This window comes from Streptomyces rapamycinicus NRRL 5491 (assembly GCF_024298965.1).
GTDB lineage: Bacteria > Actinomycetota > Actinomycetes > Streptomycetales > Streptomycetaceae > Streptomyces > Streptomyces rapamycinicus.
Window position 1 is genome coordinate 8,063,468 of the sequence record NZ_CP085193.1, and the last position, 24,025, is coordinate 8,087,492.

The 24,025-nt window shown below is 70.1% G+C and carries 21 protein-coding genes and 2 pseudogenes; 9 read left to right on the top strand and 14 right to left on the bottom strand.

What is annotated here, in order from left to right; translation table 11 throughout:
- Positions 1-86 precede the first annotated feature (86 nt).
- Positions 87-515 carry a MarR family winged helix-turn-helix transcriptional regulator gene (locus LIV37_RS33590; RefSeq protein WP_121825115.1) on the bottom strand — a complete coding sequence of 143 codons (429 nt, stop codon included), beginning with the start codon at positions 513-515 and terminating at the stop codon, positions 87-89.
- Positions 516-603: 88 nt separating this feature from the next.
- Here LIV37_RS33590 and LIV37_RS33595 point away from each other — a divergent pair, with 88 nt between their 5' ends.
- The gene (locus tag LIV37_RS33595; protein ID WP_020871537.1) at positions 604-1,623 is read left to right on the top strand and encodes an NADP-dependent oxidoreductase; all 1,020 of its coding nucleotides are present in this window, start codon (positions 604-606) and stop codon (positions 1,621-1,623) included.
- 59 nt (positions 1,624-1,682) lie between these two features.
- On the opposite strand, the gene LIV37_RS33600 is transcribed toward LIV37_RS33595, so the two are convergent.
- On the bottom strand, positions 1,683-3,098 hold the full coding sequence (locus LIV37_RS33600) for a glycoside hydrolase family 30 protein (protein WP_020871538.1): 1,416 nt from the start codon (positions 3,096-3,098) through the stop codon (positions 1,683-1,685).
- A 169-nt stretch (positions 3,099-3,267) separates the two neighbouring features.
- Between LIV37_RS33600 and LIV37_RS33605 the strand changes: the two genes are divergently transcribed.
- Both LIV37_RS33605 and LIV37_RS33610 read left to right on the top strand, forming a co-directional pair.
- Positions 3,268-3,666, top strand: a complete 399-nt coding sequence (locus tag LIV37_RS33605) for a hypothetical protein (RefSeq protein WP_020871539.1) — start codon at positions 3,268-3,270, stop codon at positions 3,664-3,666.
- Positions 3,667-3,765: 99 nt separating this feature from the next.
- Positions 3,766-4,878 (top strand): ABC transporter substrate-binding protein, encoded by a 1,113-nt coding sequence (locus LIV37_RS33610; RefSeq protein WP_020871540.1) that lies wholly within the window; start codon positions 3,766-3,768, stop codon positions 4,876-4,878.
- Between the two features lie 61 nt (positions 4,879-4,939).
- Here LIV37_RS33610 and LIV37_RS33615 read toward each other — a convergent pair whose 3' ends face one another.
- The gene (locus LIV37_RS33615; protein ID WP_121824204.1) at positions 4,940-6,145 is read right to left on the bottom strand and encodes a serine hydrolase domain-containing protein; all 1,206 of its coding nucleotides are present in this window, start codon (positions 6,143-6,145) and stop codon (positions 4,940-4,942) included.
- Between the two features lie 236 nt (positions 6,146-6,381).
- Here LIV37_RS33615 and arfA point away from each other — a divergent pair, with 236 nt between their 5' ends.
- Complete coding sequence (arfA, locus tag LIV37_RS33620) at positions 6,382-7,890, top strand: arabinosylfuranosidase ArfA (protein WP_020871542.1); 1,509 nt, start codon at positions 6,382-6,384, stop codon at positions 7,888-7,890.
- A gap of 85 nt (positions 7,891-7,975) precedes the next feature.
- Here arfA and LIV37_RS33625 read toward each other — a convergent pair whose 3' ends face one another.
- Positions 7,976-8,791, bottom strand: a complete 816-nt coding sequence (locus LIV37_RS33625) for an intradiol ring-cleavage dioxygenase (RefSeq protein ID WP_121824203.1) — start codon at positions 8,789-8,791, stop codon at positions 7,976-7,978.
- A gap of 320 nt (positions 8,792-9,111) precedes the next feature.
- On the opposite strand from LIV37_RS33625, the gene LIV37_RS33630 reads away from it, so the two are divergent.
- The 3 genes and pseudogenes from LIV37_RS33630 (at position 9,112) to LIV37_RS33640 (ending at position 11,982) form a co-directional block, all read left to right on the top strand.
- The gene (locus tag LIV37_RS33630) at positions 9,112-10,230 is read left to right on the top strand and encodes a pectate lyase family protein (protein WP_020871544.1); all 1,119 of its coding nucleotides are present in this window, start codon (positions 9,112-9,114) and stop codon (positions 10,228-10,230) included.
- Between the two features lie 26 nt (positions 10,231-10,256).
- Positions 10,257-11,159: pseudogene (locus tag LIV37_RS33635) on the top strand (exonuclease/endonuclease/phosphatase family protein); the annotation flags it as partial.
- A gap of 19 nt (positions 11,160-11,178) precedes the next feature.
- Entirely contained in the window at positions 11,179-11,982 is an 804-nt protein-coding gene (locus LIV37_RS33640; protein ID WP_121824202.1) for an EI24 domain-containing protein, read from the top strand.
- A 33-nt stretch (positions 11,983-12,015) separates the two neighbouring features.
- On the opposite strand, the pseudogene LIV37_RS33645 reads toward LIV37_RS33640, so the two are convergent.
- Together LIV37_RS33645 and LIV37_RS33650 are read right to left on the bottom strand one after the other, a co-directional pair.
- Positions 12,016-12,300 (bottom strand): annotated as a pseudogene (locus LIV37_RS33645) (NUDIX domain-containing protein); the annotation flags it as partial.
- A complete protein-coding gene (locus LIV37_RS33650; protein WP_252505489.1) occupies positions 12,293-13,009 on the bottom strand; it encodes an XRE family transcriptional regulator in 717 nt (238 codons plus the stop codon). The pseudogene LIV37_RS33645 and the gene LIV37_RS33650, both read right to left, overlap by 8 nt.
- 201 nt (positions 13,010-13,210) lie before the next feature.
- Here LIV37_RS33650 and LIV37_RS33655 point away from each other — a divergent pair, with 201 nt between their 5' ends.
- Both LIV37_RS33655 and LIV37_RS33660 read left to right on the top strand, forming a co-directional pair.
- Entirely contained in the window at positions 13,211-13,582 is a 372-nt protein-coding gene (locus LIV37_RS33655) for a hypothetical protein (RefSeq protein ID WP_020871548.1), read from the top strand.
- Complete coding sequence (locus LIV37_RS33660; protein WP_020871549.1) at positions 13,582-13,794, top strand: hypothetical protein; 213 nt, start codon at positions 13,582-13,584, stop codon at positions 13,792-13,794. The genes LIV37_RS33655 and LIV37_RS33660 overlap by 1 nt, the downstream gene beginning before the upstream one ends.
- Here LIV37_RS33660 and LIV37_RS33665 read toward each other — a convergent pair.
- The 8 genes from LIV37_RS33665 to LIV37_RS33700 all read right to left on the bottom strand — a co-directional run bounded on the left by LIV37_RS33665 (position 13,766) and on the right by LIV37_RS33700 (position 23,945).
- Complete coding sequence (locus LIV37_RS33665; RefSeq protein ID WP_020871550.1) at positions 13,766-15,049, bottom strand: pyroglutamyl-peptidase I; 1,284 nt, start codon at positions 15,047-15,049, stop codon at positions 13,766-13,768. The two genes, LIV37_RS33660 and LIV37_RS33665, sit on opposite strands and share 29 nt — an antisense overlap.
- A gap of 161 nt (positions 15,050-15,210) precedes the next feature.
- Positions 15,211-16,380 carry an aldose epimerase family protein gene (locus LIV37_RS33670; RefSeq protein WP_020871551.1) on the bottom strand — a complete coding sequence of 390 codons (1,170 nt, stop codon included), beginning with the start codon at positions 16,378-16,380 and terminating at the stop codon, positions 15,211-15,213.
- 43 nt (positions 16,381-16,423) lie between these two features.
- On the bottom strand, positions 16,424-17,656 hold the full coding sequence (gene mmsB, locus LIV37_RS33675) for a multiple monosaccharide ABC transporter permease (protein ID WP_020871552.1): 1,233 nt from the start codon (positions 17,654-17,656) through the stop codon (positions 16,424-16,426).
- Positions 17,653-19,215: a multiple monosaccharide ABC transporter ATP-binding protein gene (mmsA, locus tag LIV37_RS33680; RefSeq protein WP_020871553.1), complete on the bottom strand. Its 1,563-nt coding sequence runs from the start codon at positions 19,213-19,215 to the stop codon at positions 17,653-17,655. The genes mmsB and mmsA overlap by 4 nt, the downstream gene beginning before the upstream one ends.
- 14 nt (positions 19,216-19,229) lie before the next feature.
- Positions 19,230-20,339: a multiple monosaccharide ABC transporter substrate-binding protein gene (gene chvE, locus LIV37_RS33685; protein ID WP_020871554.1), complete on the bottom strand. Its 1,110-nt coding sequence runs from the start codon at positions 20,337-20,339 to the stop codon at positions 19,230-19,232.
- 33 nt (positions 20,340-20,372) lie between these two features.
- Positions 20,373-21,362, bottom strand: coding sequence for a hypothetical protein (locus tag LIV37_RS33690; protein ID WP_020871555.1), 990 nt, complete (start codon positions 21,360-21,362; stop codon positions 20,373-20,375).
- 394 nt (positions 21,363-21,756) lie between these two features.
- Positions 21,757-22,788 carry a zinc-dependent alcohol dehydrogenase gene (locus LIV37_RS33695; protein WP_020871556.1) on the bottom strand — a complete coding sequence of 344 codons (1,032 nt, stop codon included), beginning with the start codon at positions 22,786-22,788 and terminating at the stop codon, positions 21,757-21,759.
- Entirely contained in the window at positions 22,785-23,945 is a 1,161-nt protein-coding gene (locus tag LIV37_RS33700; protein WP_020871557.1) for a mandelate racemase/muconate lactonizing enzyme family protein, read from the bottom strand. The genes LIV37_RS33695 and LIV37_RS33700 overlap by 4 nt, the downstream gene beginning before the upstream one ends.
- Between the last annotated feature and the right edge of the window lie 80 nt (positions 23,946-24,025).

Here is a 24,025-nt window from a genome sequence, read left to right on the forward strand (position 1 = left end):
AGCGGCTCCTCCGCGTGGCCCGCCGGGCACCCGTACCCGGGCGTCCCGGTGATGGGCCTGCGCGGCGCGGGCCTTGCGGCGTGGCTCTACGGCGCGCTGCCCAGCATTCGTTTGAGCAGGTCGCGCAGTACCGTCCGCTCCTCGTCCGAGAGCTCCGCCAGGGGTTCGCGTGCGAAGTCGAGTGAGCCCCGGAGCCGTGCGGAGGTTTCGCGGCCCGCCTCGGTGGCGGCGGCCAGTTTGACCCGGCGGTCGGCCGGGTCCAGGCGGCGCTCTGCGAGGCCGCGCGACTCCAGGCGGTCCACGATCCCGGTGACGTTCGACGGCTCGCACTTCAGCTGCTGGGCGAGTCGTCGCATGGGTGTCGGGCCGCCGGTCAGCAGGCCCAGCACCCGGGCTTGTGCCCCGGTCAGGGAGTGCTTGGCCGCCGCCTCCTCGTATTCCTCGTGATAACGGGCCACGATGGTGCCGATGAGCTCGACGACCTCGAGGGTCAGCGGGTCGATGCGGGACGTCATGCCCACCAGGGTACCCATTTACTTGACAACATGAAATATCCAGCACCATGATTGTTTCATCTGCTGAAACGTAGGAGAGGCTCCTTCCATGTCCGTCATCCCCACCACCGGCCGTGAATGGCACCTGGTCGCCCGCCCCCAGGGGTGGCCGAAGCCGGAGGACTTCGCGCTGCGCGAGGTCCCGGTCGCCACGCCTGGCCCCGGGCAGGCGCTGGTCCGCAATCTCTACATGTCGGTGGACCCGTACATGCGCGGCCGCATGAACGACGTGAAGTCGTACGCGCCGCCGTACCAGCTGGACCAGCCGATGGGGGGCGGCGCGGTCGGCAAGGTCGTCGCCTCCAACGCGGAGGGCATCTCCGTCGGCGACCACGTCCTGCACTTCGGCGGCTGGCGCGAGTACGCGACGGTGGACGCCAAGAGCGCCGTCAAGGTGGACCCCGAGATCGCCCCGCTCCCCGCCTACCTCGGGGTGCTCGGCATGCCCGGTCTCACCGCCTACGCGGGGCTGCTGGAGGTCGCCTCCTTCAAGGAGGGCGACTCGGTCTTCGTCTCGGGCGCGGCGGGCGCGGTCGGCAGTGAGGTCGGTCAGATCGCCAAGCTCAAGGGCGCCTCGCGGGTGATCGGCAGCGCCGGTTCGGACGAGAAGGTCCGGGTGCTGCTCGACGAGTACGGCTTCGACGCGGCGTTCAACTACAAGAGCGGCCCGGTCGCCGACCAGTTGAAGGAGGCCGCGCCGGACGGGATCGACGTCTACTTCGACAACGTCGGCGGTGAGCACCTCGAAGCCGCCATCAGCCGCCTCAAGGTGCACGGCCGGGTCACCGTCTGCGGCATGATCTCGCAGTACAACACCACCGAGCCGACCCCCGCCCCGCGCAACCTCGCGATGGTCATCGGCAAGCGGCTGCGGATCCAGGGCATGCTGGTCGGGGACCACCAGAACCTTCAGGAGCAGTTCTTCCAGGAAGTCGGCGGCTGGATCCGCGAGGGCAAGCTGCACTACCGCGAGACCGTCATCAAGGGCGTGGACAACGCGGTGGACGCCTTCCTCGGGATGCTCCGTGGGGAGAACACCGGCAAGATGATCGTCGCCTTCGAGGACTGACGGCTCAAGGGCCGACAGCACGGCCGCCCCTGCCACCCGTGTGGCAGGGGCGGCCCCGGCTATCGCAGTACCACCGTCGTCAGCGAACGCCCCGGCAGTCCGACCGCCAGCCGTCCGTCGCGCACCCGCGCGGTTCCGACGCGGCTGAGCGCATGCGTCCCATCCGTCCGGTAGACCATGCCCGCGCCCCGCGCGTCTCGGCCCCCGTCTCCTCCGCCACGTAGCGCGTAGTCCCCGCGCACCGGCTCCTCACCGGTGTTGAGGATTTCCAGGACCCGTCGGCCGTCCCGGTTCCGGAAGGCCGTCGTCTTCACGCCGTCCGTCCCGGAGTCCGTCCCGGAGTCCGCCGCGACCCGTACCGCCCCGGGCCGGATGAAACGGCTGTACGCGGCCAGGGCCCACAGCCGCTTGGAGACGTGGTAGTCCGGGCCGCCCAGCTGGATCAGCCCCCGGGTGGCGCCCACCGACGCGCCGAACCAGTACACATAGCCACTCGCCTCCGCGTCCGCGAGCGTCGTGTGGATCGCCTCCGCCACCGCCAAGCCGTCATAACCGCTGTGGTCGTCCCACGCCTCGTTCCACGTCGTCCCGTTGGGGCTCCACTCCGACATCCAGGTGCGGCGGCTCGTCGGCAACGGCTGGTCGGAGGGGGTGACATAAGGGTGGCCCGTATGCACCGCGACCTGGTCCGCGGCGGTGCTGTCGGCCTCGATCGCGGTGGAGAACGACGCCTGCTCGTCCCATCCGGCCGCGTCGCAGCACAGCAGATTGATCCCGGCCCGCCGCACCGTGGGGCCGATCGCCTTGATCACCTCGACCGCCTGTTCCGGGGTGAACCGCATCGAGGCGTAGGACGTGGCGAGGTCCGGCTCATTGGTGAAGCCGAGGTCGGTGATGCGTACGCCCTCCTGGCGGTAGAACTTCGCGTACTGCACCAGGTAGTCGGCGTACGCCCGTCGCCATTCCGCCTTCAGCGTGCCGCCGCCTGCGTCCGTCCCGTTCGTCTTCATATAGCCCGGCGCGCTCCAGGCGTCGGCGTAGAAGCGCTTGACGCCGTACCGCCGCGCCTCCTTGGCCAGCCACACCTGGCCGCCGTCGTCGCCGTCCCACTCATAGCGCGGGGGCGCGTCCGGGCCGCCCGGGTCGGTGGGCTGGATGGACTTCATGTGGTCGTAGACCTCGTCGGAGGACGAGCCGATGCCGAGCCGCAGAATGCTCAACCCGGCGCCGGTGGCGCGGTTCAGCAGCAGATCGAGCACTTCGCGCTGGTGTTCCGGGGTCAGCCCCTGTGCGCCGTGCATCAGATCGGCGCGCTGGAACGCCTGGGAGAAGCCGAAACCGTCGATCGGCTGGAGATGCCTTCCGAAATCCACGGTGCCGCCGCGGAGTGGTTCCGCGGCGGCGGACGGTGTGATGAGCGGGAGCAGTGCGGCGGTGAGCGTGCCGACGAGGGTTGTGCGGACCGAAGTGATCACGAAAACTTCCCTTCCCGGCTCCGGAAAGTTCCGGAACGTTTCCGTAACGTCGGCCGCACGCTAGAGGCGGCGGTGAGGTGGGTCAAGGGATCGCTCACGAGGTGATGGGCCGGGGGCGGGCGGGTACCCGGGGAGCCGAAAGAGCTCGGAACGACGGGAAGGTGGCCCCATGTCCACGACGGCCGGTCCGGAACAGCCTCGATCCGCCTCGCAGGTGCTGGTGGCGGTGAGCGGAATCTCGCGGGACGACGCCGAGGCCGTCTTCGGTGTGCTGCGTACGGCTTACGCCTCCGACCAGGCGACGACGAACCTTCCGCAGGACGCGGGGGAGGGGCGGCCCACGGTGTGGACGTCCGTGTTCGAGGTGGCCGACCCACGCGCGGAGCCACACCCGGTCTCCCTGACGGCCCCCGTCACCGCCGACCTCCAGGGCGGCCCCCTCCCGGTGCGGCGGATGGCGGACGTCCTGGCCCGCGCCTTCGAGGTGCGCGAGCAGGGCGCGGTGGCGGGCGACCAGGAGCGGGAGCTCCGGCTGAGGCTGTCCAACACCGGCATCCGCCCGTCGTAGGGGGCGTGGCCGAGCGGGGCGGGGTGCCCGGCGGGGCGGGGTGCCCGGCGGGGCGGCGAACGCATAATCGGTTGCCTGGCGGTGCCGGCGGCGGATGCAATGTCCGGCATGGTCACCCAGGCACGCCCGCCACGGCGGGACGGATCATCCGTCCGGATCGGTGCTCTTGTCCCGCTGACCCGGCCCGGCTGGGTCGAGGCGGGTCAACACGTGCTCGCGGGCCTTGAGTTGGCCGTACGCGACGTCAACGACGGCGGCGGGATCGCCGGAAGCCCGATCGAGCTGGTGGTCCGGGACACCGCGGCCGATCCGCGGAGGGCGGCGGCGGCCGTGGACGAACTGGCCCACCTGGGCGTGGCCGCCGTGGCGGGGGAGTACCACAGCGTCGTCGCTCGTGCCGCCGCCGCCCGGGCCGATGCCCTCGGCCTGCCGTTCCTCTGCTCGTCGGCGGTTCTCGACGCGCTCACCGACCAGCCGACGGACTGGGTCGCGCGCCTCGCCCCCGCGCAGTCCCACGGCTGGCGGATCTACGCGGACTACCTCCTCGGCGCGGGCCACCGCCGCATCGCCGTGGCGGCCGAGCCGAGTGTCTACTGGGCGTCCGGGGCCCGTGTCCTGCGGGACCATCTCGCGCCACGCGGCGGCACCGTCATCGAACTCGACATGCGCGCGCTCGCCCCCGCGGCCGTGTGCGACGAACTCGTCGCCCATCGCGCGACGGCCCTCCTGCTCCTGGTCGGCCACCCGGAGCCGGCCGTGTCGATCGTTACGTCCGTACGCCGCGACCAGCGCCTCGCCGAGATCGTGATGGGCGCTCCCGCCGGACAGCCGGAGTTCGCCGAATGGGCGGGCTCGCTGGGCGCCGACGGCGCCGCGATCCCGTTTCTGCGCTATCTGCCCGAGCGCCTCACCCCATTCGGCGCACGCGTCGAGACCGCCCTCCGCGAGCGGCTGGCCGCGGCGCCCTCCTTTGTCGCCTTCGAGGGCTATGACACGGTCGCCGTCCTCGCCGAGGTGCTGCGTGCCCAGGGCACGGACCGGGCGGGCGTCGCCGCGTCCTGGCCGAGCGTCGCGGTCGAAGGCACCCGCGGGCGGATCCGGTTCTCCCGCACCTCGGGCAGCGGCGTGTGGCAATGGACCTGGCCGCCGGTCCAGGTCGTCGATCGGGATCCGGCGGAACCCGGTCGCTTTCGGATCCTTCACACCGGCTGAGCGGGTACGGAGGCCCGGGCCCCCGGCGCCTCCGCCCGGCGCCTCCGCCCGGCGTCTCCGCTCACCGGGTGCGGGGGCCTCCCAGGCACAGCGCGTGGTCGATCAGAGCACTGGCCGCGTTCTCCTGGTCCAGGATGTGCTCCGGGGTGTCGCCGCGCGCCTCGGACATGGAGACCACGGCGCTTCGCCCGCCGTCGTCGGTGACGCCGTTGAGGGTGATGTAGCCGCCGTCCCCGCCCTCGTGGCTCCAGTAGGTTCCGCCGCAGCTCAGCGGGCGTTCGACCAGACCGAGCCCGTATCGGCCGCCGGGCCACAGCCGTTGGACCTCCGCGCTCACGGGGACGGTCCGCTTCATCTCGGCCAGCTGCCGCGGCGGCAGCAGGCGGCCCGCGAGCAGCGCGCGGAGGAAGCGGTTCTCGTCCCGCGTGGTCGTGACCCACGAAAGGTTCTCGTGGTCCACCGGTATCTGGTCGGTGACGTCCACCTCGGAACCGGGGCCGAAGAGCTGGTAGGCCCTGGCGTGCGGCCGGGGCAGGGTGGGCGAGGTGCCCATCCAGCGGGTCCGGTCGAGGCCGAGCGGGCGCAGCACGCGGTGCTCGATCTCCTGGTGGGCGGGTCGGCCGGTGGCCTTCTGGATGATCATGTCGAGCAGGACATAGCCGGTGTTGGAGTACGCCCAGCCCTCGCCGGACGGGAAGTCCGGCGCGTGGGCCATGGCGCGGGCCACCAGCCGCCCGGGGCCGTGGACGTCGTGGCGCTGCTGGTAGTACTCCTCCGGCGTGGTGTATCCGGGCAGGTCGTCGTGGATGCCGCTGGTGTGCTGGAGCAGTTGGCGGAGGGTGATCCGGCTGCCGTCGTTGCCGTTGCCGCGCACCACTCCCGGCAGCCAGTGGTCGACGGTGTCGTCCAGGGAGAGTTCGCCCTCGGCCTCCAGTTGGAGGACCACGGTGGCGACCAGCGTCTTGGACGTACTGGCCATGCGGAAGTAGCCGTCGGAAGGGACCGGGCGGCCGGTGTTCAGGTCGGCGGTGCCGCTGGTGGCGACCGACTGCCGGCCGTCGGGCGCGATCGCGCGGGCCTGCACACCGCTGACCCCGAGGGCGTGGATCGCCTCGGTGTCCTGGCGCAGCCGCTCGCCGGGGGAGCGGGCGGCGGGCTGGGCGGCGGGCTGGTCGGTGGGCTGGGCGGCGGCGGTGGCCACCTCGGCGGCGAGCAGCGCAGCGACACCGAGTGCCACGGCGAGGCGCCTTCGCGGAGTCGAAGTCATGGCCGAACGCTAATTTCGCCCCCGGTGGGGGGCGATCCGGCGCACCCCAGGATCGGAAGGGGGGTATCCCCCAGCGCGGGCCGCTCAGCCCGGACACCCCGGCGCCGTCCTGCCATTGACGCACGCCGTGGCGAGATCTTACGGTCGCGTTCGAAGAAACGAGCGCTGGTCGATATGTCGAATAGTCGCGCGGGCGCGCACATGCGCAGTCGCGACACCCGAAGAGATGGGCCGTCATGCCGCAGACCGATTCCGCCCGGTTCACCCTCGACCCCGCCTTCGCCGTCGGCGACGTCAACCCCCGCCTCTTCGGCTCCTTCGTCGAGCACCTCGGACGCTGCGTCTACACCGGCATCCATGAGCCGGGCCATCCGGCCGCCGACGAGGCCGGGCTGCGTACCGATGTCCTCGCGCTGATCCGGGAGCTGGGCGTCAGCGTCATCCGGTATCCGGGGGGCAACTTCGTCTCCGGCTACAAGTGGGAGGACGGTGTCGGGCCGGTCGAGGAGCGGCCGCGGCGGCTCGATCTGGCCTGGCGTTCCACCGAGACCAACCGGTTCGGGCTCTCCGAGTACATCGACTTCGTCCGTAAGGCCGGCGTCGAGCCCATGATGGCGCTCAACCTCGGCACCCGCGGTGTCGCCGAGGCCCTCGAACTGCAGGAGTACGCCAACCACCCGTCCGGCACCGCCCTCGCCGACCTCCGGATCGGCCACGGCGACAAGGATCCGTACGGCATCGGGCTGTGGTGCCTGGGCAATGAGATGGACGGCCTCTGGCAGACCGGCCACAAGACGGCCGAGGAGTACGGACGGCTCGCCGCCGAGACCGCCCGCGCGATGCGGCAGATCGACCCGGGTGTGGAGCTCGTGGCGTGCGGCAGCTCCAACCAGTCGATGCCGACGTTCGCCACCTGGGAGGCGACGGTCCTCGCACAGACCTACGACCTGGTGGACCACATCTCCCTGCACGCCTACTACGAGGAGCGCGACGGCGACCGCGACTCCTTCCTCGCCTCGGCCGTGGACATGGAGTCCTTCATCGAGAACGTCGTCGCCACCTGCGATCACATCGGCGCCCGGCTGAAGTCGAAGAAGAGGATCAACCTCTCCTTCGACGAGTGGAACGTCTGGTACCAGACCCACTACCACGACGCCGAGCCGCTCAACTGGGAGGAGGCCCCGCGCCTCCTGGAGGACAACTACTCCGTCACCGACGCCGTCGTGGTCGGCTCGCTGCTGATCGCCCTGCTCCGCCACGCCGACCGCGTCACCGTCGCCTGCCTCGCCCAGCTGGTCAACGTCATCGCCCCGATCATGACCGAACCGGGCGGCCCCGCCTGGCGGCAGACCACCTTCTACCCCTTCGCGCAGGCGTCGGCGCACGGGCGCGGGCGGGTGCTGCGGGTCGACGTCGACAGCCCGACGTACCAGACCCCCGTCTACGGCGAGGTGCCGCTGCTGCACGCCACCGCCGTGCTCGACGAGGCCACCGGCGCGGTGACGGTCTTCGCGGTCAACCGCGACCAGCACCGGCCGCTCCCGCTGGAGGTCGCCCTGCACGGCCTCCCGGTGACCCGCGTGGTCGAGCACGCCGTCCTCGCAGACGCCGACCCCGAGGCCCGTAACACCCTCACCGACCCCGAGCGCGTCACCCCGCGTCCCGGCGAGGGCACGGAGCTCGCGGACGGCGCCCTGCGCACCACGCTGGAGCCGATGTCGTGGAACGTCATACGCCTGGCCTGAGCGCCCCGGGTTGAAGGCCCCGCCCGGGGTGCCGGGCGGGGCGTGGACGGGGGACGGGGTGCGGGTGACGCGGTGCGGCGCCCGGTCAGGCGTCCGGGTCGACGCCGACCGTGAGCGTGCCGCGATAACCGGCGGCCGGCGTGCTGCCCAGCGCCGTCACGGCGAGCAGCCCGGCGGCGGTGCCGCCGTTGCCGTAGATGCCGTCGGCGGACAGGGGAGTGCGGGGGACGGTGTTGGTGGAGTACGGGGAGAGCTTCGCCACCGCCTCGGTGATCTTCTCGTCGAAGAAGAGCTGACCGGTGTGGATCTCGTTGCCGCCGGTGAACGAGCCGTCCGGGGTGAGGGTGACACCCGTGTGCACCTTGAGGTGGACATGGACGCAGCGGCCCCGGTACCAGCCGGGGTAGATCCCGGTGAGCCTGGCCACCCCGTCGGTGCCGGTGAGCACGCCGCCGCGCAGGAACTTGCCGTTGTCCGGCTCCTGGTGGCCGTTGTTGCCGACGAAGCCGGAGTACTCGCCGAGCGCGTCGCAGTACCAGATCTCCACCAGCGCCTTGTCGAGGGGCGCGCAGGTGGCGGTGTCCACGACGGTGAGGACGAGCTCGAGCGGGACTCCCTTCTTGTCCTCGGCGACGTCCGTTCGTACGAGGGCGTGGTCGAGGTAGTACGGACCCTCGGTGAGCTCCTTGGTGAGCGTGCAGATGGCGGCGGTGTCGCGGGCCCCGGCGGCCGTGGTGGTCCCGGTGGCCGCGGACCCGGCGGCCGTATCACTCGCCGTCGCCGACTCCGGGCGGGCGGCGGCCGTGCCCGCGCCGATTCCGATGGCCGCCGCGGCGGCGCTTCCGGCGAGCAGTACTCTTCGGCGCCCCATGGGGGCGGGGGATAAGTCTGTCATGAGCATGGAAATGTAGGGGAGATCCCTGTGGGGCGCCTGTGGATTCGGCAAAGTCCCTGCCCGTCAACTCTCGATACGGCCAACTCCCTTACCTCGTACGGGTGTTGACAGTGCGACAAGCGCTTACTAGCTTCTTCCGGGATGGCCGCTGTCCGCCGGGGCGATCCTGACCACATCGCCCGGCGCCAGGGCCCTGCACCGTCAGAGCCGCAACCTTTGGCGATCTCCACCGGCCTTTGTGATCAGCGTGCTTGCCGCTCACCCTCGCTCATCCCGCAAGCGATTACCCTCCCGTGTGGAGATCCTCCGAATGAGAGGACTCCCCCATGCGCTCGACGCACGACCACGGCACCACGCACGACCACGGCACCACGGACGGCGACGATGTCATTGACGTCAACCGCGTCACCGCCCGCGACCGACGCCGGCTGACCGCGGTCGCCGCGGGCGTCACCGCGGCGCTCGCCCTCGGCGGCCTCTCCACGGTCTCCGCCCATGGCGCGGACTCGGCCGACTCCGCACGCTCCGGCACCACGCACACCACCGCCGCACGCTCCGGAAACGCACTCCCCGCCGCCGAGACCACCCCCATCGGCTTCGGCGCCGGCACCACGGGCGGCGGGAACGCCACCGCCACCACCGTGACCTCCCTGGACGCCTTCAAGTCCGCCGTCACCGGCGACCAGGCCAAGGTGGTCAAGGTCTCCGGGCTGATCTCCCTCACCGGCCAGGTGGACCTCGGCTCCAACACCACCGTGCTGGGCGTGGGTTCGGGCTCCGGTTTCACCGGCGGCGGACTGCGGCTGAAGGAGTCGACGAACGTCATCGTCCGCAACCTCGACATCAGCAAGCCCCGGAAGCCGTCCGACGGCATCACCGTGCAGAAGTCCACCAAGGTGTGGATCGACCACAACACCTTCTCGGCCGACCGCGACCACGACAAGGACTACTACGACGGCCTGCTGGACATCAACCACGGCTCGGACAACATCACCGTCTCCTGGAACAAGTTCGCCGACCACTTCAAGGGCAGCCTGGTCGGCCACAGCGACAACAACGCGGCCGAGGACACCGGCCACCTCAAGGTGACGTACCACCACAACTGGTTCTCAGACGTCTACTCCCGCATCCCCAGCCTGCGCTTCGGCACCGGCCACTTCTACGACAACTACGTGCAGGGCGCGGAGACCGGTGTGCACTCCCGGATGGGCGCGCAGACGCTGGTCGAGAACAACGTCTTCCGCGACACCGAAGTGGCCGTCACCACCAGCCGGGACAGCGATGTCGACGGCTATGCGGTGCTGCGCGGCAACGACCTGGGCGGGGCGGCCACCGAGGTCTCCCGGACGGGCAGCTTCACCACCCCGCCGTACGCGTACACGGCGGAACCGGCGTCCTCGGTCGTGGCCACCGTCACCGCCCAGGCGGGCGCGGGAAAGCTCTGAGGTTCATCAGCCGAGAGGACATCTCCGTGAGACTCATCGGACGCTTGGCCGTCGCCACCGCGGCGGCGCTCACCCTCTGCGCGACCGGCACGACATCCGGCACCACGCCCGCGGTGGCGGACGCCGGGACCCGGCAGGCCACCTCGGGCACGTTCAACGTGCTGACCTACAACGTGGCGGGGCTCCCCGAGGGCCTGTCCTCCAGCCACCCCGCCAAGAACACCCCGCTGATATCGCCCCGGCTCGGGGCGTACGACATCGTCAACGTCCAGGAGGACTTCAACTACCACGCCGCGCTCTACGCCGGTGACGACCACCCGTACCGCACCCCCACCAGCGGTCCCGCCGTTTTCGGCGACGGTCTGAACACCCTCTCCGACCTGCCGTACGACGGTTTCGAGCGGGTGAAGTGGAAGAGGTGCAACGGCACCGACTGCCTCACCCCGAAGGGCTTCACCTTCGCCCGGGTGCGGCTGGCCGAGGGCGCCTACCTCGATCTGTACAACCTGCACCCCAACGCGGGGACGACGGACGCCGACCTCGCCGCCCGCCGGGCCAACATCACCCAGCTCTCCGACTACATGGCCGCCCACTCCACCGGTAACGCGGTGCTGGTCATGGGCGACACCAACACCCGCTACACCCGCACCGCCGACAACATCCGCGACCTCGCCACCCGCAACGGCCTCACCGACGCCTGGGTGGACCTCGTACGCGGCGGCTCGGCCCCGCCCGCCGGTTCCGACGCCCTCGTCTGCGACCCGGACAACGTCACCGACACCTGCGAGGTGGTGGACAAGGTTCTCTACCGCTCCGGCCCGCGACTCTCCCTCACCGCCACCCGCTACCACAACGCGCACACGGCCTTCCTCGACGGCGACGGCAAGCCGCTGTCCGACCACTATCCGCACACCGTCGACTTCAGCTGGCGGCAGTAGGCTTCGGCCCATGCGTGATCTTGTGAGTGGCTTCGGTTATCTGATGAAGGGGCAGCGCTGGGCGGCCCGGCACGGGAGATGGTGGGGGTTCGGGATGATTCCCGCCCTGATCACCCTCGTCGGATACGCGGCGGCCCTCGTCGCCCTCTTCTTCTGGACCGATGACGTCATCGCATGGGCCACACCCTTCGCCGACGACTGGTCCACGCCCTGGCTCGGCGTCTTCCGCGGCGCGCTCTCGATCCTCTTCGCCGCCACCTGCCTCTTCCTCGCCATCATCACGTTCACGGCGGTCACGCTGCTGGTCGGCCAGCCCTTCTACGAGTCGCTCTCCGAAGCGGTCGACCGCACCGAGGGCGGCGCGGTGCCCGAGTCCGGGATGTCGACCTGGGCGGAGCTGTGGATAGGGCTGCGCGAGGCCATCGCGCTGCTCATCCGCGTCACCCTCTGGAGCGTGCTCTTCTTCGCGCTCGGCTTCATCCCGGGGATCGGCCAGACCGTGATCCCCGTCCTGGCCTTCTGCGTGACCGCCTTCTTCCTCACCGAGGAGCTGACGTCGATCGCCCTGCTGCGCCGCGGTGTCCTGCTGAAGGAGCGCCGCCGCATGCTGCGCTCCCGCCGCCTCCTCTCCCTCGGCTTCGGCGTCCCGCTGTCCGTCCTCTTCCTGATCCCGCTGGTCGCGGTCTTCCTGATGCCGGGCGCGGTCGCGGGCGCGACATTGCTCGTACGCGACCTCACGGGCGAGGACGACGAGCCCGCGACTCCGCGGGGCGAGACGGCGGCGGACCCGGCGGGCGCCTTCAACGGCTCGTAGCGGCGGACCCACGAGTGCCGACCCGGTTGGTCCCTCGCCATCGTCGTAGGCAAAGACGTGACGGGGGTTGGTGTAGGTGCCGACGATGCCGACGATCTCGACATCAACCCCGGTCTCTTCGCGCGTCTCCCGAATCGCGCAGTCCGGCAGCGACTCTCCGATGTGCATGACACCACCAGGAAGCGCCCACATGCCGTTGTCCCGCCGACGCTGAAGCAGGATGCGCCCGGCATCGTCAACGACGACGGCGGAAGCGGCGGGAACCAGGCTGTTCGCGGCTGGGGCATTCGGGTCGTCCTCGTAGTCCCGCCTACCCATCGTCTTCCCCTTCCCATACCGGACTGCCTCGTCCCCACAGTTCCTCGACGTGGGAAGCGAAGCGATCAAACATGCCGTCGTCCTGATAACGGCGCAGGTGCAGCGTGGGGGCATCGTGTCCCACGCGGTGAGTCAGCAGAGGCGTAACGATCATGTCGTCATCGAAGCGGAACACGGATAAGTACGCGTGCCCTTCGCTGTACCTCGCATCGATGCCCGGCTGGCTTCTGATCTTCTCCAGTTCGGCCAGCGTCACGCGGATGCGCGTGGACAGCGTGAGCGCGACGTCTTCATCCTGCTCGCGCGACCGGGTGAGATCACTGTCAGGGGCACCGAGCAGGAAGCGCACTCGGCATCCTTGGACGGCTTTGCGCCGCATCGCGGTACCGAACCGGGCTTGTTCGAGCCATAGGAAGTAGTTGGTGTAACCCGCAAAGGTCAGCTCTCGCTCGGCCTTGGTGATCAGCGATCGCCAGAGGGGGGCCGGACAGCCGGACCGGTACGGATAGACGGAAACGACCTCACGGTCCGGACCAACCTTGATCGCTTTCTTTGCGGATGCTGGCCATAACACCGCCTCATCCTCTCCGAGTGCTTCGCAGACGGCCCATCGGTGACGGGCGCGGGGAACCCGTCCCGTCTCGATGATCCATCGGCCGACAGTCTTGATATCGACGCCACAGCTCTCCGCCAACTGCCGGTCTGTCATGTGAGCTTGAAGCATGGCACGGCGTAGTGCTTCGTTCACCGGCACCCCCTGGGACGTTAGGCACGCTTCGCGCGGTAACCCTGCTATCGCGTGGATCTTCGAAGCGCTGCTACGGCTGTGGTTGCCGTTGTCCGGCCGTCATCGGCCGGCCGAGTCGGACGACGACGGTCCCGCAGCGCACCAGTACGTGCCGATGATGCTGTGTCCGGCACGCGTGCCGGACGTGCCCGTACCGCCCGGGGCGGCGGATTGCGTGAACGGCTCGACCATGCCGTTCCGCCCGATCTCCGGTCTGTCGGACAGCCATGGAGTCGGCTTGGCCCGGCTCTACGCCGCAAGCCCGCCGAGCCGCGTCCGGGCCTGTGCCCCGCGTGCATCGCGGCCGGAAAGCCCACCCGTGACGGCCTGGAGCAGGCCGTCGTCATCGTCGCGGGGCAGAGTCTTGCCGCCGCCGAGGCACTGAGCCTGGCCGACGCGGCGCCGGAAGAATTGGCCTACCACCTCGGCGCGGTGAAGCGGAGCCTACGCACCGTGCTCCAGCTCCTCGCACCGGTCGAGAAGGAGGGCCGCTGATGGCCGACCGCCAGCCGGACCGGGACAAGCGGCCGAAGATGACGATGCGCGTCTACACCATGGCGCACGACGGGATCCGCATCACCCGGAGCGCGATCGTGGCCGTCCTCGCCGGGGAGAAGAACGACGCCTCCCGGGGTGGACGGCCCCGGTTGGCTCTGCTGCTCGCCGAGTGCGAGCCCCTCAACGGGTCGTGGCCGCGACCACGGTGAGGATCGAGCGCACCTGGGCGGTGATGGCCTCGCGGTCGTGGACGAAGTCCGGGTCGGTGACCTGGCCCGTGGCGGGGTCGGTGTTGCCCGGGCCGAACTGTAGGACCGGGGTGTGGAGATGGCCGCCCGGGGCCTTCAGCCCGACCGCGTCGCGCAGCAGGGTGGCGCGGTAGGCGATCTCGTTGGAGAGGTAGTCGCCGCCACCGCCCGCGCGGGCGGTCGAGCCGGGGGTCGGGCCGTCCGGACGGACCACGGGCGTGGTGCCGCCCGCCGGGATCTCGGTGACCTCGGTGTGGTCGTAGACGGGGACCGGGCCGGTGTCCGCCGCGACGATCTTCTCGTAGGGGAGGGTGGTCGTCGTCCACTGCGGCTGGGGCCGCTGGGTCGGCACACCGGCCGGGATGGGCACGGTCTCGGTGCGGGAGACGTTCGCGTTGTCCGGATAGCCGCCCCGCCAGGCGCCGTTGGTGCGCTCGACGTCGAACCGGCCCACCCGGCCCTGGCTCACCGTCACAAAGGCGTCCACCCGGCGCGGCCCCGGCCGGAACGCGGGCAGCAGCGCCCGCTCGACCGTGCCGTCCGCGAAGTCCGCCCAGCGGACCGGGAAGACGGCCGTCTCGACGCGCGCCGGACCGCTGTCCGTACGGACCGTCGTCCCGTCCAGCGCGAGCGCGGCGGCGCCGGAGGGGTTGGAGCGGCGGACGTCGGCGTCCAGCTGGAACGGGTCGAAGCCGGTGACCACGACGCGCTTGACGCGCTGACCCGCCTTGTCTGCCGGGAGGTCGATCGAGTCCTCCCCGCGTGAGGTGCGCTCCAGCGTGTCGAGGAGCGCGGCGCGGCGGGCGTCGGTGAGCGGGAAGCCCGGCTGCCACTGGCCGAGCGCCCGGGTCATCCCGAGCCGCGCCCAGTACAGCGGCCGGTCGTCGTCCCGGCTGAGGTCCCCGCCCGCGGGCCCCCGGCCCTGCACGCGGTCCACGGCCCGCTTCCAGAGCGCCCGGCCCTCGCGGGTGATCACGCGCTCGGCCTCGGCAGGGGACCGTACGCCCGCCAGTGCGCGGGCGAAGTCAGGCGCCGCGTCGTCGAACCCGCTGCGCCGCAGGATCTCCTGGGGCGCGGCCTTGTCGAGCCGTTGCTCCTCCACGGTGGGGGCGGCGGTGGTGTCGGCTGCGGCCGTCGCCGGCACGGCGAGGGCCAGGGGAGCGGCGGTGAGCAGGGCGGCGCCGAGCAGGGCTAGCCGGGGGCGTATCGGTCTCATGCGGGGTCCTCTCGGGTGAGGAGTGTCGGATGACGGGGGCCGGGTCGAGGCCGGGGTCGAGGTAGGGGTCGGGGGAAACGACAACCCCTCCCGTCCCGAGTTCTTGAGCTCGGGACGGGAGGGGAACCGATGAACTACGGGGCCGCGTGCGGCCGAGCCGCTCAGCGGGTCGAGAACGAGTGCACCGTCGTCGACCGGTAGGTCTGCCCCGGCCGTAGCACCGTCGAGGGGAACGACGGCTGGTTCGGCGAGTCCGGGAAGTGCTGGGTCTCCAGGGCGAAGGCGTCGCCCTGCCGGTAGACCCGCCCCGATGTGCCCGCGAACGTGCCGGTCAGGAAGTTGCCGGTGTAGAACTGCACACCGGGCTCGGTCGTGGCGATCCGCATCACCCGGCCGGACTCCGGCTCGGTCACCGTCAGGAAGTGCTCCGGACGGCTGGTGATGCCCTTGTCCAGCACGAAGTTGTGGTCGATGCCCTGCCCGTAGAGCACCTGCTGGTGCGCTTCCCGGATGTCCCGGCCGATCTCCTTGGCGCGGCGGAAGTCGAACGGGGTCCCGGCCACCTTGGCGAGCTCGCCGGTGGGGATGAGGGTCTTGTCGACCGGGGTGTAGCGGCTGGCGGCGATCTCCAGCCGGTGGTCGTAGACGGAGCCGCTGCCCTCCCCGGCCAGGTTGTAGTAGGTGTGGTTGGTGAGGTTCACGACCGTCGCCTTGTCGGTCGTGGCCTCGTAGTCGATGCGGAAGTCGCCCGCCGCCGTGAGCGTGTAGTCCACCCGCACGGTGAGCGTGCCGGGGTAGCCCATCTCGCCGTCGGGGCTCATCCGGCGGAGGGTGAGCCCCACGTCCGCGCCCTTGCGGAACGGCTCCACGGACCAGACGCGCTTGTCGAAGCCCTTGTCGCCGCCGTGCAGGCTGTTCGGCCCGTCGTTGATCGGCAGCTGGTACTTCTTGCCGTCCAGCGTGAAGGTGCCGCGTGCGATGCGGTTGCCGTAGCGGCCGATGAGGGCGCCGAAGTACGGGCTGTCCGCCACATAGGAGTCCAGGTCGTCGAAGCCGAGCGACACATTGGCGCGGCGGCCGTGGCGGTCGGGGATCTCCAGGGCCTGCACGATGCCGCCGTAGCTGAGCACGCGCAGCCGGGTGCGGCCGCATCCGATCGTCCAGCGGTCGACCTCGGTGCCGTCCGAGAGCGTGCCGAAGTGCTCCTTCACCGCGTCTCCCTTGCCCGCGGAGTCCCCTCCGCTGTTCGCGTGGGCGGTGCCGGTCGTGGCGGCCGAGGCCGCCAGTCCGGCCGCCGCCGCCGTGATCACCGTGCGTCTGCTCGTGGTCATATGCGGCTCCATTAGGCTAGATCCATGTGGGACAGCTGATGGGTTACGACCCGACCTTGCGCTTGTTCCAGACATCGAAGCCGACCGCGGCCAGCAGCACCAGACCCTTGATCACCTGCTGGTAGTCGGTACCGATGCCGACCAGCGACATACCGTTGTTGAGCACGCCGAGCACCAGACCACCGATGATCGCGCCGAGCACCGTGCCCACACCGCCGCTGGCCGAGGCGCCGCCGATGAACGCGGCGGCGATGGCCTCGAGCTCGAAGTTGAGGCCCGCACTGGGGGTGGCGGAGCCCAGCCGGGCGGCGAAGACCAGACCGGCGAGGGCGGCCAGCACACCCATGTTGACGAAGACCAGGAAGGTGACGCGCTTGTCCCGGACACCCGACAGCTTGGCCGCAGGCTGGTTGCCGCCGAGGGCGTACACATGGCGCCCGATGACGGTGTTGCGCATCACGAAGCTGAAGATCACGAAGAGACCGGCGAGGATCAGCAGCCCGTACGGCGCGCCGTGCCAGCTGGACAGCGTCATGGTGAAGGCCATCACGGCGGCGACGATCGCGGCGCACTTGACGAAGAACAGCCCGATCGGCGCCACGTCCAGCTCATAGGCCGCCCGCTGCTGCCTGCCCCGCCACTCCTGCCAGACGGCGGCGGCGCAGACGATGAGGCCGATCACCATGGTGGGGTTGTGGTACTGCGTGTACGGGCCCATCTCCGGGATGAAGCCGGTGCTCAGCTTCTCGAAGCTGTCGGGGAACGGCGACAGGGACTGACCGTCCAGCAGGATCTGGGTGCCGCCGCGGAAGGCCAGCATTCCGGCCAGGGTGACGATGAAGGACGGAATGCCTATGTACGCGATCCAGAACCCCTGCCAGGCCCCGGCCACCGCGCCGAGCAGCAGACAGAGGACGACCGCGAGGCCCCACGGCATATCGTGTTTGATCATCATCGCGCCGGCGGCCGCGCCGACGAAGGCGACGAGCGATCCGACCGACAGGTCGATGTGCCCCGCGATGATCACGATCATCATGCCGATCGCGAGGATGAGGATGTAGCCGTTCTGCTGCACCAGGCTGGTGACGTTGCCGGGCCGCAGCAGGATGTCGTCGGACCAGATCTGGAAGATGACGATGATCAGGGCGAGCGCGACCAGCATTCCGTACTGCCGCATGTTGGACCGCAGGCCCTGGAGCAGCAACGTCCCGATGCTGGGCGAGCCCTCGGCCGGCGGTGGGGCCGGGCTCTCGGTCTTCTGGGTGGCCGTGCTCATCCTTCGTCTCCTCTGTCCCTCGTCATATGGCGCATCAGGACTTCCTGGTTCGCCTCGGCCCGGGGAACCTCCCCGGTCAGCCGCCCGGCCGCCATCGTGTAGATCCGGTCGCACATCCCCAGCAGCTCGCCCAGCTCGGAGGAGATGAAGATGACGGCCTTGCCCTGGGCCGCCAGATCGTTGATGACCGTGTAGATCTCGTACTTGGCCCCGACGTCGATGCCGCGGGTCGGCTCGTCGAGGATCAGCACCTCCGGACCTGCGAAGATCCACTTACTGAGCACGACCTTCTGCTGGTTGCCGCCGCTGAGCCGGCCGACCCGCTCGAAGACCGTGGGTGCCTTGATGTTCATCGTCTTGCGGAACCGCTCGGCGACCCGGGACTCCTCGTGCTCGTTGACCAGACCGCGGCGCGCCACCTTGCCGAGCGAGGAGAGCGAGACGTTGCGGCTGATGGTGTCATCGAGGTTGAGCCCGTAGTGCTTGCGGTCCTCGGTGACGTACGCGATGCCGTGGTCGATGGCCTCCGGCACGCTACGGGTGCGGACCTCCTGGCCGTCCCGGAAGACCCGGCCGCCCGCGTACCGCCCGTACGCCCGCCCGAAGACGCTCATGGCGAGCTCGGTGCGGCCGGCGCCCATCAGTCCGGCGATGCCGACGATCTCACCCCGCCGTACGTTCAGTGACACCCCGTCCACGACCTTGCGCTGCTGGTCGATGGGGTGGTGGACGGTCCAGTCCTCGACGGCCAGGGCCACCTCGGAGGCGTCCTCGCCCTCGTAGGGGGTGCGGTCGGGGAAGCGGTGGTCGAGGTCGCGGCCGACCATGCCGCGGATGATGCGGTCCTCGGAGATCTCGGGGCTGGCCTCGGGGGTCTCCCGGACGGTCAGGGTTTCGATGCTCTGGCCGTCGCGCAGGATGGTGACGGAGTCGGCGACCCGGCGGATCTCATTGAGCTTATGGGAGATCAGGATGCAGGAGATGCCCTGCGCCTTGAATTCCAGCAGCAGATCGAGGAGCTTTCCGCTGTCCTCGTCGTTGAGCGCCGCGGTCGGCTCGTCCAGGATGAGCAGCTTCACCTCCTTGGAGAGCGCCTTGGCGATTTCCACCAGCTGCTGTTTGCCCACGCCGATATCGGTGACGCGGGTCTGCGGCGAATCCGTCAGACCGACCCGCTTGAGCAGTGCGGTGGCGTGTCTGAGGGTTTCGTTCCAGCTGATCAGGCCGCGCCGGGAGTGTTCATTGCCGAGGAAGATGTTCTCGGCGATGGACAGATAGGGGATCAGCGCCAGTTCCTGATGGATGATGACGATGCCGCGCTGCTCGCTCCCGCGGATGTCCTTGAAGGCGCATGCCTCGCCGTCGAAGAGGATCTCGCCGTCGTAGCTGCCGTGCGGATGGACCCCGCTGACCACCTTCATCAGGGTGGACTTTCCCGCGCCGTTCTCCCCGCAGAGCGCGTGGATCTCGCCCTGGCGGATCTGGAGATTGACGTCGGAGAGCGCCTTGACACCGGGGAACGTCTTGGTGATGGAACGCAATTCGAGAATGGTGCTCATGGCCCGGTACCGCCCTACTTGAGCTGCGACGCGGTGTAGTAACCCTGGTCCACCAGCACCTGGGTGTTGGATTTGTCGATGCTGACCGGATTGAGCAGATAGGTCGGCACGATCTTCTTGCCGTTGTCGTACGACTTGGTGTCGTTGATCGGGGCCTTGCCGCCGGTCAGCTCCGCCTTGGCTATCTGCACGGTCGCCTTCGCCAGCTTGCGCAGGTCCTTGTAGATGGTCTGCGTCTGCTGGCCCCGGGTGATGGACTTCACGGAGGCCAGCTCCGCGTCCTGGCCGGTGACCACCGGGAACGGCTTGGCCTTCGTGCCGTAGCCGGCGCTCTTGAGCGCCGAGAGGATGCCGATGGACATGCCGTCGTACGGCGAGAGGACGGCGTCGACGTCCTCGGTGCTGTACGACTTGTTGAGCAGGTCCTCCATGCGGTCCTGCGCCGCGCTGCCGCTCCACTTCTCGGTGTAGAGCTGGTTGAGGCTCGTCTGCTTGGAGCGGACGATCAGCTCACCCTTGTCCATGTACGGCTTGAGCACGCTCATCGCGCCGTTGTAGAAGTACCGGGTGTTGTTGTCGTCCGACGAGCCGGCGAACAGCTCGATGGAGAACGGGCCCTTGCGGCCCTTGGCCAGCCCCAGCTTGTTGACGATGTACTGGCCCTGGAGCCTGCCGACCTTCTCGTTGTCGAAGGTCGCGTAGTAGTCGACGTTCGGCGTGCCCAGCAGCAGCCGGTCGTAGGAGATCACCGGAATGTTGGCGTCATGGGCCTGCTTCAGGACGTCGTTGAGCGCCCCGCCGTTGATCGGCGCGATCACCAGCAGCCGGTGGCCCTTGGTGATCATGTTTTCGAGCTGGGCCACCTGGGTGCGGACGTCGTCCTCGCCGAACTGCAAGTCCGTCTTGTAGCCCGCCGCCTGGAACTGCTTGGCCACATTGCGGCCGTCGGTGATCCACCGCTCGGAGGACTTCGTCGGCATCGCGATGCCGATCGTGCCTCCCTTTTCCTTGGGCTTGTACCGGCTGCCGCCGACCGCCTCCTGGCCACAGGCCGTGGCGGTCAGCGAGAGCGCGAGGAGGCCGGCGCCTATCGCCGCGGCTCGTGCTCCTCTTACCGTGCGCATGGTGTTGGGGTCCTTCCCTGGGGCGTCATTGCGTCAGGAACTGGGGAGGTCCGCGTCGGCGGTGAAACGCCGCAGCGGACCCGGCAGCCGGGAGCCGAGCGGGGACATCCCGCCGTCCGCGCCCAGCCGGTTGAGCAGGTCGAGCACGAGCCGCCCGCGGCGCACCCGCTCACGGGCGCTGCCCAGCGCCACGTCGCGCAGCTGGGCGCCGTACGGGTAGATCCCCGGGGATTTGCTGAGCCCGAACTTCAGATAGATGGGGGCACCGCGCCGGATCAGCTCCGCCGCGTCGTACATCCGCACATAGCCGCCGAGGTCGTCCGGGGCCTCGACGTAGAAGTCCATCGGGGCGCGGGAGACCCGGCGGATCTCGGTGAGGTGCTCCAGCGTCAGGTCCGAGGGGATGTTGATGGAGTCGGCCCCGAGCTGTTCGTACACCGCGAACGAGGCCGGGTTGACCGGGCCGACGAGCGCGGACAGTTTGAAGGTGGTGTCCGCGGGCAGCTCGCCGCGCGCCCGCAACCGGTTCAGCAGCCACAGCACCCCCTCGTCGGCCACCAGCAGGCACTTCACGCCCAGCGAGACCGCGCGCAGCGCGTCCTCCACACAACCGGCCACCGCGTCATGGCCACGGGCGCGCAGCCCCCCGCCGCCGGAGCCGGAGCGGGTGGCGGCGCCGATGTCCCAGGTGCCGCGCGGGCCGGTGAACAGGCACAGCTCGGCGTTCCGCTCGGCGCAGCACTCCACCATCTCGGTGATCTCGGCATCGGTGAGCATCCAGACGCCGCTGCCCTGGCTGATCCGGTGGATCGGCACATCCAGCCGCCCGGCCTCCTTGAACACGGTGGCCAGCGCCTCCGGGCCCTCGACGGAGGGGACCTCGGTGCGCCAGGTGCCGCCGTCGGGGAAGGTGTGCGCGGAGGCGTCGGCGGGGTCGGGGGCGGGCGCGGCGTGGCCGAGCGACGCGAGGGCCGCGTCGGCGGGGCGGCGGGGGCCGGAAGAGGCGGGTGAGGCGGCGGTCACGGTGCTCCCTGTGGAGTGATGGCCGGTGGTTCGGCGTCCGGCTGGTGCTGCCCAGGACATCGTTGTCCTAGTGGGGCTGGGGTGATGACTAGAGACGGTCCGGAGGACTGGTGGGATGACTGGAGTCGGGGCCGAAAGGCTGGTGGGACGACCGGAGTCGGGGGCGGGAGGCTTGACGCGGCGAGGTTTGGCACGGCGAGTTCTGGCATGGCGAGGTCTCACACATGGGCTAGGGGGCTTCTGATGGATCTCCGCGGCGTCGCGACGCCCGGCACGCACTCTCGCCGCACCGGACAAAACCCCTAGTAGCTCCGCTACGAGGGCTTCCGCCCGGCACGCCGAGAGCACGCACCGAACGCCGCTCCTTCCTCCACGGAGATCCATCAGAAGCCCCCTAGTCGAGGCCCCGCGGGCGCAGCAGCACCTTGCCGACGGCCGGATCGCCGCTGCCGACCAGCTCGATCGCCGAGGCGAACTCGGTCAGCGGCAGCTCATGGGTGATCAGCGGCCGCAGGCTCAGCAGCCCCGCGTCGAAGACCCGTACGGCGTGCGACCAGGCGGCGGGCGGGGCCCCGAAGACGGTCTGCACCTCGATCTGGCGGACCACCAGATCGGTGGGGTCCAGACCCTGCGCGCCCGCCGCCGGGATGCCGGTGAGCACCAGCCGGCCGCCCCGGCGCAGCAGGGAGGCCGAGGTACGGGCGGCGGAGGCCGATCCGGCGGTCTCGATCACCACGTCATAGCCCGAGAGCTGGTCGGACAGCTGGTCCCGGATGCGGAACTCGGTGCCGCCGAAGGACAGCGACAGCTGCTCCCGGTCCGGGCGGGTGCCCACCACCAGCAGCCGCGCGGGGGAGACGGCGGCGAGGAACTGCACGGCGATCATGCCGAGCGTGCCGGTGCCGACCACCGCGACCCGCTCACCGGGCTGGGCCCGGGCCTTGAGCGCGGCGGCGGCGACGCACGCGGCGGGTTCCAGCAGCGCGGCCGCGCCCAGGTCGGCGTCGTCGGACAGCGGGTGCAGCAGCCGGGCCGGCAGGGCCAGGGTGTCGGCCATCGCCCCGGGCTGGGTGAACCCGGTCTCCTCGTACCCGGCCGTGCACAAGGTGGTGTCCCCGGCGTGACAGCGGTCGCACACCTGGCAGTTGCGGAACCCCTCGCCGACGACCTTACGGCCGACGAGCGCCTCCGGGACGCCCGCGCCGACCGCCTCGACCGTCCCGGACCACTCATGGCCGGGGGTGACGGGGTAGCGGACGTATCCCTCGGGCCGGTTGCCCTGGTACAGCTCGCGGTCGCTGCCGCAGATCCCGGAGGCGTGCACCCGCACCCGCGCGTCACCGGGGCCGGGCGCGGCCTCTTCGGCGGCGGTGCCGGTCCCGACGAGACGGAACGCGCCGGGGGCGTCGAGGACGAGCGCGGTCACTGCCGTCCGCCCTTCGGGTCCCGCTTCTCCCAGCCCTCGGCCCACAGGTCGAAGTGGGCCTGCTGCTGGGGGAATTCGGCCGCCGCGTCGGTGTCGAGATCCACGCCGAGACCGGGCTCGTGGGAGAGCTGGAAGTAGCCGTCCACGACCTGCGGGGCGCCCTTGACCACCTTCTTGATCTCCGCGTCGGCGAAGTCGTTGAAGTGCTCAAGGATCTTGAAGTTCGGGGTGCAGCCGGCGACCTGGAGTGACGCGGCGGTCAGCACCGAGCCGCCCACGTTGTGCGGGGCGATCAGCACATAGTGGGTCTCGGCCGTGGCGGCCAGCTTGCGGGTCTCGCCGATGCCGCCGATATGGCCGACGTCGGGCTGGATGATGTCGGCGGCCTGCGACTCGAACAGCTCGCGGAACTCGATCCGGTCGTGGATGCGCTCGCCCGTGGCGATCGGCAGCCGCGTCTTCTCCGCGACCTTCGCGAGCGCCTTGAGGTTCTCCGGCGGCACCGGCTCCTCCAGCCACGACGGATGGAACCGCTCCAGCTCGCCCGCGATCCTCACGGCGGTCGCCGGGCTGAACCGCCCGTGCATCTCCACCAGCAGCTCGGTCTCCGGGCCGATCGCGTCCCGTACGGCCTCCACGAGGGAGAGCGAGTGCAGGGTCTCGGCGTGGTCCAGCTCGAAGTGGCCGGTGCCGAAGGGGTCCAGCTTCAGCGCCCGGTAGCCGCGCTCGACCACCGTGGAGGCCGCCTTGTGGAACGCCTCGGGGGTGCGCTCGACGGTGTACCAGCCGTTGGCGTACGCCTTGACCCGGTCCGTCACCTTTCCGCCGAACAGCTGCCAGACGGGCACCCCGAGCGCCTTGCCCTTGATGTCCCAGCAGGCCATCTCCACACAGGCGATGCCGGACATCACGATCTCGCCCGCCCGGCCGTAGTCGCCGTACTTCATCCGCCGGACCAGGTCCTCCACCGCGAACGGGTCCGACCCGGCGAGGTGATTGGCCTCGGCCTCACGCAGATAGCCCAGCAGCGCATCGGTCCGCCCGAGCATGCGGGTCTCGCCGACGCCGGTGATCCCCTCGTCCGTATGGACCTGCACATACGTGAGATTGCGCCAGGGGGTGCCGACGACATGCGTACTGATACCGGTGATGCGCACAGCAATCGACCCTTCGCGATGTTCGATATTTCGTCACACGTTCGAAATCTTGACGTGACGGTAGTAAGCGCCCGTCAGGG